At 37.7% G+C, this 11,913-nt stretch carries 5 protein-coding genes; 3 read left to right on the top strand and 2 right to left on the bottom strand.

The window, feature by feature from the left end; translation table 11 throughout:
- Nucleotides 1–45: 45 nt before the first annotated feature.
- Nucleotides 46–3,129: a peptidase domain-containing ABC transporter gene (locus IQ247_RS28795; protein ID WP_193925225.1), complete on the bottom strand. Its 3,084-nt coding sequence runs from the start codon at nucleotides 3,127–3,129 to the stop codon at nucleotides 46–48.
- A gap of 2,782 nt (nucleotides 3,130–5,911) precedes the next feature.
- On the opposite strand from IQ247_RS28795, the gene argS reads away from it, so the two are divergent.
- Nucleotides 5,912–7,672 carry an arginine--tRNA ligase gene (argS, locus tag IQ247_RS28790; RefSeq protein ID WP_193925223.1) on the top strand — a complete coding sequence of 587 codons (1,761 nt, stop codon included), beginning with the start codon at nucleotides 5,912–5,914 and terminating at the stop codon, nucleotides 7,670–7,672.
- Nucleotides 7,673–7,976: 304 nt separating this feature from the next.
- The gene (mgtE, locus tag IQ247_RS28785; protein WP_228060133.1) at nucleotides 7,977–9,368 is read left to right on the top strand and encodes a magnesium transporter; all 1,392 of its coding nucleotides are present in this window, start codon (nucleotides 7,977–7,979) and stop codon (nucleotides 9,366–9,368) included.
- A 290-nt stretch (nucleotides 9,369–9,658) separates the two neighbouring features.
- On the opposite strand, the gene IQ247_RS28780 is transcribed toward mgtE, so the two are convergent.
- Nucleotides 9,659–9,937: a hypothetical protein gene (locus IQ247_RS28780; RefSeq protein WP_322745595.1), complete on the bottom strand. Its 279-nt coding sequence runs from the start codon at nucleotides 9,935–9,937 to the stop codon at nucleotides 9,659–9,661.
- A 274-nt stretch (nucleotides 9,938–10,211) separates the two neighbouring features.
- Here IQ247_RS28780 and IQ247_RS28775 point away from each other — a divergent pair, with 274 nt between their 5' ends.
- Nucleotides 10,212–11,813 carry a peptide ligase PGM1-related protein gene (locus tag IQ247_RS28775; RefSeq protein ID WP_193925219.1) on the top strand — a complete coding sequence of 534 codons (1,602 nt, stop codon included), beginning with the start codon at nucleotides 10,212–10,214 and terminating at the stop codon, nucleotides 11,811–11,813.
- Nucleotides 11,814–11,913 lie beyond the last annotated feature (100 nt).

Below are 11,913 nucleotides of genomic sequence, written 5' to 3'. Positions count from 1 at the left end.
CCCATCTCCCCATCCCCTTGTCTCCTTGTCTCCCCATCCTCTTATCTACCCAGCTTGTGATAATTGCTGCTGGTTGAGATAGTAGTAATGACCTTTTTTAGCAATTAATTCGTCATGAGTACCGCTTTCGATCAATACACCTTTGTCCAAAACTAGGATTAAATCGGCATTGCGTACTGTAGAAAGCCGGTGAGCAATAATTAAACTAGTACGTCCTTTAAGAATTGTTTTTAAGTTGTTTTGAATTATGCGTTCCGTTTCAGCATCCAAACTACTGGTTGCTTCATCGAAAATTAATAATTGAGGATTGCCTAATAAAGCACGAGCAATTACCAGACGTTGCCGTTGCCCTCCAGATAACATCCCACCACCTTCACCGATTTCGTTTTCGTAACCCATCGGTAATTGCTGAATAAATTCATCTGCTCCAGCCAAACGCGCTGCTTCGGTAATTTCTTCTAAAGAAGCTTCTGGGTGAGCAACACTGATGTTTTCTCGGATAGTTCCACCAAATAAGAAGGTATTTTGGTCTACTACACCAATTTGACGACGTAGAGATTTTAAAGCAATTTTAGATACATCATGACCATCAATTAAAACCTTGCCCTCGGTGGGAGGATATAAACCCAAAATCAGCTTTGATAGTGTAGTTTTCCCAGAACCGCTACGTCCTACGACTGCTATCATTTGCTCTGGCATAATTTCAAAGCTGAGATTTTCCAAAACGTTAATTTCGCTTTCTGGGTGATAGCGGAATGTGACATTATCAAAGCGAATGTGTCCGCGAAGTTGAGATATATGTCTGCGGGGGGATGCGAGTAAATCTTCTTCGGCTTTGGCTTCCAAAACATCATTAATGCGTTCGGTAGAAATCATAATTTCCTGGAATTGATTCCATACTCCCGAAAGTCGCTTGAAAGGACTAATCACATTGCCCATCAACATATTAAAGGCAATTAATTGTCCGATAGTGAGTTGGTTCTGAATTACTAAATAAGCGCCATACCACAATAATGCTGTACCGCTAATGGTATCGATGCTGCCACTAATAATCTGCAAACGAGTACCAATGATTTTGGCTCGAAAGCTTTTTTTGATCACATTATTTAACAATTCCTCCCACTTCCAACGTACTGTATGTTCGATCGCCATACTTCGCACGGAACGAATACCCGTGAGCGATTGAATTAAATAGCTGCTTTGTTCAGCACTAGCGTTAAAAATCTCTCTGGACATTTTTCGCAGAATGCTGGTACTTGCTAATGCCAAAATAAAAAATGGCGGCACTATCAAAAGTACTAACAGTGTTAGCTGCCAGTTGTACCAAAACATCACAGCGAGATAAACAACTATGGTGATTAAATCCAGAACTATTGAAAGTGTTTCACCAGTTAGAAAACTCTGAATCTTGCCATTTTCTTGAATTCGGGAAGTGATATCACCGACATAACGGGACTCGAAGTAAGACAAAGGTAAGCTAAAGGTATGTTTAAGAAACCCTACCAGCATCGCCACACTAATCCGATTAGCGGTGTGATATAGCAAATATTGCCGTACCCCATTAACTGCAATGCTGAAGAAACCAAAGATTAACAACCCCAAACCAACGGCGTTCAAAGTAGATACACTACCTTGCACAATTACTCTGTCTAATAATAACTGCGTAAATAATGGCGTTATCAACCCAAATACTTGCAGTAATATCGAAGCCATGAATACTTCAAATAGCACCCAAGAGTGAGGTTTAATTAATTCATAAAACCTCCAAACGCTGCCTGTTTCTTCTTGAGCTTCTTTGAGAGCAAGTGTCGGTTGTAACAATAATGCATAGCCAGTCCACTTATCTTTAAACTCGCTATGAGTAATATTGCGTTGTCCAATCGCAGGATCGCAAACTATAACGTGCTTTTGATTAATTTCATAGACAACGATATAATGTTTACCTTCCCAATGAACAATTGCTGGTAAAGACTGTTGTGCTAATTTATCAAAGCTGGCTTTTACGGGTTTGCTGGAAAAGCCAATATTTTCTGCTGCTGCGGCTAAACTGCGTAAAGATGCACCACTGCGGTTAACATTAGCAATATCTCGCACCCGATTAACAGCTAATCGTTTACCCCAATATCTGGCAATCATTACCAAACAAGCACAGCCGCAGTCAGAAGCGCTTTGTTGAGCATAAAAAGGATATTGCTTACTAAAGCGTTCCCAGATATGTTTAGCCTTGATTTTGGGGCTGGGGAAGTAAGGTTTTGTTTTTTGCTTTTGAGCAGAGGGAGAAGGGAAGGGAATAATTTTCCTGTTACTAGGAAGTCCCTCGGCTTTGGGAAATATCTTAGTGGCGAAGTTTCTAGAACGAACTTGTTTGTGGGAGAATTCCTCTGATGGATTAATCCACCTGATCAACTCATTCCACTCGGTGAGGGCTAGTTGTAAATTAGAAGTTTTAAGACTATAAGCAATAGTTGGTTGGGTTACTTCCCATTTTCCATCGATATTTGTATCTGTATTTACATAAATATTTCCTGGCAGCAAAGTTTGATTTGCTGCATTTTTTAGTTCCCCCTGTCGCAACAGCAACAGTTGATTATCCTCAAATAATTTAGTAGTACTTCCCCCAGGCTCAATATTGTACCGTTCAAATAAACATAAAGCTTTGAAGATTTCCGAAGTGGAGGAACTGCGGTTTATTTGAGAATTCTGACGACACAGCAGCAATATATCCCAAAATTCCGCACGTTTATAAAGACGCTCCCGAATTTGAGGATACTTTTCCATCAACTTACATATCACTTCCCCAGGGATATAACCAAGTTTTAAAGAAGTAGAAGCTCTTGCTGCTAAAGACAGAAAATTCTGTTCCCTAAATAAACTTTGTTCCGAGAAGGATGCACCGGAGGATAAGGTTGTAATTAAATTATCAGCACCATCAAGCAGTCTAGCTTTACCCTCAAGCACTATAAAAATGCCGGGTTTAGCTTCCATGACTTGCCAAAATAGTTTTGCGACTTTTGGCTCAATTATTTCTACTACCTTCAAGCAGCTTTGTATTTCTTGCTCTGTCAGGCTTTCACCCAATGTAGCAATGATTATTTTACACAACTGTTCTTGGGAAAGTACATTCTGCATGATTTCCGTACCTCCACTGCTTCAATTATTAATTTGTCAAAATTCAAATAACCAACAACCGATGTTGTCTGCAACGTACTTTGATTACAAGTTACAAATTAAGCAACGAACACTACAAGCCTTTTGATTCTTGAAAATCTCCATTTTTTGAAAAAATATTTACATAGATATATACCTATGTAGTGGTTAAAGATATTACAACTCTTATAATCGCTCGAAGCCTGAGTGAGTAACTTTTTCAACCGCCGAATATATTGGTTATTTGAAATCTTAGGTCTATCAATGGGAGGATGACAGGATTTATTAACTTGAGTTATGCAAGCCGAACCACTGCTATACCTTGATATCGGCTGAAAATAGCTGAATATTTGACCGACTTGAGTTTGAAATTGATGCATATCCGTCAGCAATCTAATTTCAACTAGCCGACAATATTCTACACGTAAAACAGTGCGTATTTTTTGTAACAAGTTATTCTGCCTACAAGCAGGTACTAACTTACTTTCTACGAAATTGTAGCTCGTAAAAGCTTGTGAGAAACTAAATTGGTATGACATAATCTCTATAAGTTGTCTTGAATAGCCGCGCATTGCTGTAGGTTTCCTGCCAAGGTTTTACAGCTTTGCCAATTTGGTCTAGGATTGCAACTAACCTCGGAAGCCTTTCCCTCTAACATTGCGAGTGTTTAGGGGGATTATTCCTGGGTTAGTAAGAATGAATCGGTGCTTTTTTATGGGATTTGATTGAATTTTTTCATTAACTTAATCTCCCAATTTATTAAATAATTTTGACTCTCTTGATACCCAAAAAGTCTAGATTGCAAATTTTGGTTAACTAATAAAGATTGTACGGTTACTTAGATTGATTGTTCAGCTTTCTTTTTTAACTTTTGTATCTTGCAACTGAACTACCAAGGAAACCTTATTATTCAAACCGATCGAGTTAACTTTGATCAAGAAGGGTCTGAGCCTTTATTTTCTGGATCTTTCACAAATTACATTTAATAACACAAACGCATTGCAACCTCCTCTGATAACTTCCCTAATAGATATATAGGTATTTTTTCCTCGGTTTATGCACTATGACATTATTTAATGACCTGCATACATAATTGATATGCATCTCCAGACCATTTAATATATGAACCTTTTAGAAACTAAGCTTACTTTTGATGCTCTACTTAACTCCGTAAAAAATTTAGTGCCCATCATAGCTAAAACAAGCCGATATCTTAAAAGTTGTAGATAGCTTTATAAAGCTTGGTAGAAACCATGGATATTATATATGTACCAATATATAGTTTGCAACCAAGTGATATCAGCCAATTGTGATTGTTGTTTACAAATCTAGAAGCTAAAGCTGATTTGCAAAGAACTGTAAACAAGCTGTATTCACCTCTTTTTTCAATTTACTAAAAATACTGACATCCAAAGCAAAAATGCTACGAATTTAAGTAATTTTCCTGAGTTTAAGCTTTAGTTATCTAATACTCCAAAATAAATTGGTTAATTTTGATAACTCAACAATTCATAAATATTTACGAATTGAAACCATAAATATGAGCCGTCCTAATAGACTTAGGAGAGTCTATTTTACCGAATTAGCCTGTCACTAGGGATTAGATATTCAATAACTTACTACCGAATCTGGAATACATCAAAGACTGTTTTTCCTAGAAAATAGTAGTTCCTTACACCTTTTAGGAACCTACCGTAACTAATAATAAATTATCGAACATTCTGTCAAGAGTTTATCATACAAAAAAGCAGCTATTATAAAAAAACTATATTATCTTCATGAAAACTTTAAAATACAGCAAAGCTTAATTTATAATTAAAATTACAGTCTCGGATTAAAAACTAAGCAATATAATATTTCCTTAAATGATTATTCAAATAAAACTATAAAAACAATTAACAATAAAGTATAGATATATAGATATCCATAAAAACTTTGCAAATTTAACAATTCAAGGTAGTTTTTTTTCTTTTTAGCTAGAATAATTGTCTAGCAAGTTGCTATATAGTTGACATCTATCAAAAGTAATACAAAAGGTATTTAATAAATTACATCTGTCATAAGTAATAAATTTCTAAAGATGAACAAAAATATTTTGTCCCGCTGACTAAAATTGGTTTATGGCGGTTTTCACTTGGATGCAATACAAAATTGACCTCACCCCGCCCTCTGGGCACCCCTCTCCTTCATAAGGAGAGGGGAAGGGGGTGAGGTTTTAGTGTATTGGACTCAACTGAAATTTGCTATATTTGTTCTGATAGATGGATCTATGACGCAGATATATAGTGAAGTGAGTATAATTCGTAATTCGTAATTTCTCCCTTCGGGAGACGCTTACGCGAACGTAATTCGTAATTAATGCCCCATAAATTGAATTTAGGGGCTTCGTGCATGGCATAATCCACGGATAAATCCGGGGGCTATGTCCTGACGGACACGCTACGCTAACGGACCTTAAAAATTTACCCGGTGAAAAATCCCAGATTCTAGGTAATCTTGATTTGAGCAATGCAAAGAGAACTTTCATCGAGTAGCATGATATTTTTGATATAGGAATCCTACTTGAAAATTGAAAAAACTCAGTACACCTTAATCTTCTAGAAAGAATCATGAAAGCAAGACAGCCTCTTGCCTCTTGCCTCTTGCCTCCCTACACAAATAATTATGGCTACGCCACGCTACGCTAACAAAAATCAAACCGGATTCCTATATGTAGTTCTTCTGCATCTAAAAATAGTAATGTATTGTATAGTATAAATTTTATATGAAGGCTACACAAGAACAATTAAAAGATAAATTAAAGCAGGCTTTAGGTGAAGCTTTCGGTGATCAATACGCTGATACTGACCCAATGTTAGTTCCTGCGTCAAATCCGAAATTTGGGGATTATCAAGCAAATATGGCTTTGTCCTTAGCGAAAAAGTTGGGACAAAAACCTAGAGATATCGCGCATCTTGTAGTAGATCGACTTGATATCTCTGATATGTGCGAAACTCCGGAAATTGCCGGTCCTGGCTTTATTAATCTACGGTTGACTCCATCTTACCTTGAAACTCAGTTAAATTCGATTCAAACTGATGCCCGGTTGGGAGTTCCCATTTCTTCCCATCCCAAACGAGAGATTGTGGATTTTTCCAGCCCGAATATTGCCAAAGAAATGCACGTCGGACATTTACGCTCTACAATTATTGGTGATGCGATCGCCAGAATTTTAGAATTTCGCGGACATGACGTATTGCGGTTGAATCACGTGGGTGATTGGGGTACGCAGTTTGGGATGTTGATTACTTATCTACGAGAAGTTTCACCATCAGCGTTAACGACTGCAAATGCTTTAGAGATTGGAGATTTAGTTAATTTTTATAAACAAGCTAAAAAACGGTTTGATGAAGATGAAGATTTTCAAGAAAAAGCGCGGCAAGAAGTTGTAAGATTACAAGCGGGTGGAAAAGATACAGTTCACGCTTGGAAGTTGCTGTGTGAACAATCGCGTCTTGAATTTCAAGTAATTTATGATTTACTAGATATTCAGGTAGAAGAAAGAGGAGAATCTTTTTACAATCCATTATTAAGTGCCGTTGTGGAAGATTTAGAAAAAGCTGGATTGTTGGAAGAAAACCAAGGTGCAAAAGTTGTATTTTTAGAAGGATTTAAAAATAGAGAAGGCGAACCTTTACCGTTAATTGTACAAAAATCTGATGGTGGTTATAACTACGCGACGACAGATTTAGCAGCATTACGTTATCGGATACAAGAAGATCGAGCCAAAAGGTTAATTTATGTTACTGATGCTGGACAAGCGAACCACTTTGCAGGTGTTTTTCAAGTAGCAAATCGTGCGGGTTGGATTCCCGAAGATGTAGAAATCGTTCACGTTCCTTTCGGTTTAGTATTAGGAGAAGATGGCAAGAAACTTAAAACTCGTGCTGGTGATACAGTGAGACTGCGGGATTTATTAGATGAAGCTGTTGCTCGCGCTCATGAGGATTTAGAAAGTAGATTAAATGAAGTTGAAGCAAGAGAAGAAACAGAAGAGTTTATTGCTAATGTAGCCAAAGTGGTGGGAATCAGTGCGGTGAAATATGCTGACTTGAGTCAAAACCGTACTGGTAATTATAAATTCAGCTTTGACAAAATGCTGGCGCTTAAAGGTAATACTGCACCTTATATGCTTTATGCTTATGCACGGACTCAAAGCATTAGTCGTAAAGGTAATATTAATTATGAAAAATTAGGTGAAAATGTCAAAATTATCCTCAAAGAAGAAGCAGAATTTACTTTAGCAAAACATTTATTGCAGCTAGATGAGGTAATTACAGAAGTTGAGCAAGAATTGCTTCCCAATCGTTTGTGTGAATACCTTTATCAATTGAGTGAAAAATTCAATCAATTCTTTGAAAATTGTCCGGTTTTAAAATCGGAAGAACCGATGAGAACATCGCGTTTAGCTTTGTGCGATTTGACGGCGAGAACTTTGAAATTGGGATTATCTTTGTTGGGAATTGGTGTTTTGGAAAGGATGTAATAACATTCTTATTCTCGCTCCTTTGCGTACCTTTGCCTTAGAATAATAGGATAATTCTTTTAACGCAGAGGAACGCTGAGGTTCTCGCAAAGGTTTGCAGAGGGTTTATTGTTATTTGCGATTCGATAAATAACTCATTCAAATTAAGTCCAAAGGATGAACAAAACAAGTTCAATCAGTTATTAATATCAATCTTCAGAATGAAAATTAACCGATTTGACGTTTTTGGATACCAATTTCCCATAAACTATGATTGAGTATTCATGATTAAATTAGCTTGAGGAGATAGCCGAATGTGACCGAAATGAACAATGTAGCTTCTGTGATCCAAGAATCCTCGCGTCGGGAATTGCGGGATTTAGTACGAACTCAATTGCAAATGCTGCTCGAACAACATGACTTGCGGGGTGCAAAAGCAATTCTCGTACCAGTGCAACCTGCGGATATAGCGGAAGTAATTGAAGGTTTACCCGAAACGATGCACGCTTTGGTATTTCGTTTACTTTCTAAGGATGAAGCGATTGAGGTTTACGAATATCTCGATTATAGCGTTCAGGAAAAGTTGCTTGAGGAATTTCGTTCTCAGGAAGTGCTTGATATTGTTGATAAAATGTCACCAGATGACCGTGCTAGGTTATTTGATGAATTACCAGCAAAAGTTGTAAATCGCCTCTTAGAACAGCTTAGCCCGGCTCAAAAAGAAGCTACCGCTCAACTTTTGGGTTATGAATCCGGTACTGCTGGACGAATCATGACTCCTCAAGTCATCTTGCTCAAGGAAAATTTTACCGTAGCCCAAGCTTTGGAAAGGATTCGCCGTCAAGCCAACGCTAGCGAGATGATTTATTATCTTTATGTTACCGATGATGCTAGGCGTTTAAGTGGGATTGTTTCCTTGCGTCAATTAGTTACAGCTCAGACAGAACAAAAAATCAGTGAAATCATCAGTCGTGACCCAATATACGTTTATACCGATACCGACCAAGAAGAGGTTGCTAGAGTTATCCAAAAGTATGATTTTCTCGCGGTACCTGTAGTCGATAGGGAACAGCGTTTAGTAGGTATTGTCACGGTTGATGATGTGATAGATATTATTCAAGAAGAAACCACAGAAGATATTTATGCTCTTGGTGGTGGGGTACAATCGAGTGGTGACAACTATTTTCAAACAGATTTATTTACCGTTGCTCGCAAGCGTGTTGTTTGGTTATTAGTGTTGCTCATTACTAATACCGTAACCGGAACAATTATTAAATCACAAGAAGATATTTTACAAAAAGTTGTCACCTTAGCGGCTTTCATTCCCTTGCTTACGGGTACTGGAGGTAACGTCGGCGCTCAATCTTCTACTGTGGTAATTCGCGGGATGAATACCGATGAAATCCGCTCCCTTGCCACAATTCAGGTTGTCGGTAGAGAAGCTTTAGCCGGTGCAATCTTAGGCGCAACATTAGGAACAATTGCTACCGTCTGGGCTTTTTTATTGCAAGGTAATTTACAAGTTGCGATCGCAGTTGGTACTAGTTTGATTGCGATTTCGATTTTAGCTTCAGTTTCCGGTTCTGCACTACCGTTTTTATTCCGCTTCATGAAATTAGATCCAGCGTTGATGTCTGCACCATTTATTACTACAGCAGTGGATGTTGTGGGTGTTTTAATTTACTTTGGTTTAGCAAGGTTTATTCTCAAATTGTGATTGCTAATTTATAGTTACTTATAGAGTTCAATTCAGGTTGTTATTGTAAATATTCGTCAATCATAAACTTTGTTGGGGAAAATCAAGAATTGGGGGATTCTCCCCCAAGCCCCCTCCAGAAGGGTTAATCTGTCTTTTTAAGCAAATTTTGGCATATTAGATTTAATCCCCTACTACAGTGGGCGCGTAAATAAGGCTACCATCTGAAACAGGTGAAAAGCTGATGGTATAAGTCTTCTTACTTCTTACTTCTTACGGACTCGCTGCGGTACTACTCCCTATTTCCTAGTTTACAAATCCGCTGGAGTATCGGGAGCAACAATTTCCCCGGTACCGATATTTAACATCATATCTTGGTTGGTAATCAGTTCGTTGAGTTCAGATACTTGTAAATTCATTTCTTCACAAGCTTGACGTAATTCTCGCGCAAATGTATTTAAATCATCACCATAACCACATTGAAAAGCAGCAGTTTCTATTCCTTGCTTAGCATTTGCTTTGGCGCAATCAACCAAATCGGTACCTTTTAATGGTGTAGAAGATGCCATATTTAATATTTGTAATCTCATGTGGGTTAACAATAATTATTGCAATTTTGACACTAATTGTAGATATACTCATCTCTCTAATGGTTGAAGAGTTTTTGATTCTTCAGGAATAAATTTAAATATGAATTGGGAATAAAAACTAAATTAAAGGTTTTTTATCCTTAGTTACAAATTATGTATGAATTATTAGATTGCATCCTGATGACGCTGCGTTACGTAAGTTTTAACTGATAATTGATAAATGATGGATGAACAATCAATCCAACTCTCTCGATAATAATTAATAATTAATGCAATGTTTCACATATCTGATTTAGAACAACTGGAAAAATTTCGTTATCTTCAGTCAGGTTTACGAGAACGCTGGGAATCTGTAGAAGGAGATGAAAGTAGTACAAGTGATGTTGATATTCTCGTGATTCCTTCCCTTAGTCTTGATCAGCGAGAATTGAAAAAGATTGAAGGCTACGAACATTATGAAGAACGATTGCTATTTTCTTTAATTCGTTTGTGGAATCCCCGTAACCGACTAATTTATGTGACATCAGTACCTTTACATCCGAGTATTATCGATTATTATTTGCAACTTTTACCGGGAATTCCCTTTTCTCACGCTCGCAATCGCTTGTTATTGCTTTCTACTTACGATTCTTCTCTCAAACCTCTAAGTCAAAAGATTTTAGAACGTCCCCGGTTATTACAGCATATTCGCCGCGCTTTGAGAATAGACAAAGCGTTCATGACGTGCTATAATTCCACAGATTTTGAAGCAGAATTGTCTTTAAAGTTGGGAGTACCTTTATATGCTGCGGCTCCAGATTTACAAATTTGGGGAACAAAGAGCGGTTCAAGACAAATTTTTGCAGAAGCTGGAATTCCTCATCCAGATGGTAGTCAAAGGATGTGGAATGTTTCCGATTTAGCAGAAGCGGCGGCTCAGTTGTGGGAACGTCAACCCACATTACAAAGAATGGTAGTAAAGCTTAATGAAGGAATTTCTGGAGAAGGAAACGCGCTGTTAGATTTAAGACCGATTCCTGAAGTTGCACCAGAAAAAGTTTCTCATCAACAACGGGTAATGGCGATCGCCAATAATTTTACTAAAATGAGTTTTCAAGCCAAACAAGAGACTTGGGAAACATTTTCCGGACGTATAGCTGAATTAGGAGCGATTGTAGAGGCTTTTGTGGAAGGTGAGATTAAACTTTCACCAAGCGTTCAAGGGCGCATCACTCCGACGGGAAAAGTGGAAGTACTTTCTACTCATGACCAAATTTTAGGAGGTCCCGACGGTCAAATTTATCTGGGTTGTAAATTCCCCGCTGCGGAAGCTTACCGATTAAAGTTACAGCAATTAGGCTTACAAATTGGTCGTAAATTAGCAGAAAAAGGTGCATTAGAAAGATATGGTGTAGATTTTATAGTTGTCAAGCAAAATGATGGAACATGGGACATTCAAGCAATTGAAATTAATTTGCGAAAAGGTGGTACTACCCATCCTTTTATGACCTTGAAATTACTTACAAACGGTCGCTACGAACTTTCTACAGGTTTATTTTATTCCCAGCAAGGACGACCAAAATATTATATTGCTACCGATAATCTGCAAAAAGACCGTTACCGAGGACTTTTACCCAACGATTTAATGGATATCATCGCTCACCACAGACTGCATTTCGACACCGGAACCGAAACGGGTACAGTATTCCATTTAATGGGTTCTCTATCGGAATTTGGTAAATTAGGATTAACCAGCATCGGTGATTCTCCTCAACAAGCAGAAGAAATTTATAACAAAGTAGTAAAAGTCCTTGATGAAGAAACTCCAAGCAATGAAAATGATTTTTCGTTACTATCAAAGCAAACTTTTCCTATTTCTTGGGAGGGATGTGGTTAAGGATTTTGGATTAAAAGTTAGTACCGCCGGAGTGAGGAGTGAGGAGTTAGGAGTTAGGAGTTAGGAGTGAGGAGTTAGGAGTTAGGAGTTAGGAGTGAGG

The organism is Plectonema cf. radiosum LEGE 06105, from assembly GCF_015207665.1.
GTDB classification, from domain to species: domain Bacteria; phylum Cyanobacteriota; class Cyanobacteriia; order Cyanobacteriales; family Nostocaceae; genus Rivularia; species Rivularia radiosa_A.
Note: the sequence above shows the minus strand (reverse complement) of the source record. Positions and strands in the feature narration are given on the sequence as shown.